The sequence below is a fragment of the Pseudomonas sp. AC083 genome, assembly GCF_979253165.1.
On record NZ_CEEDDH010000284.1, the window covers coordinates 1 to 246 of the forward strand.

General features: G+C 37.8%; 1 pseudogene. It reads right to left on the reverse strand.

Annotated elements, in window-relative coordinates:
- Positions 1-211: pseudogene (locus AC0IXA_RS27970) on the reverse strand (methionine ABC transporter ATP-binding protein); the annotation flags it as partial.
- Between the last annotated feature and the right edge of the window lie 35 nt (positions 212-246).

The following is a 246-nucleotide window of genomic DNA, read 5'->3' on the forward strand; positions in this document are numbered from 1 at the left end:
CCTTTGATTCAAGACCTACGAATGATAAAAGTTCGTCTACTCTTTCTTTGATTTTCCGCTTTGAGCTTCCGCTTAATAAAAGTGGCAAGGCCACATTATCAAACACTGTCTTAGATTGAATTAAATGAAAATGCTGAAAAATCATGCCGATGTCTTTTTTCTCTTTCCTTAAGCTCGCTTTAGACAGTGAGGTCAATATTTTTCCATTCACCTTTACCTCTCCTGATGTCGGCCGTTCTAGTAAGT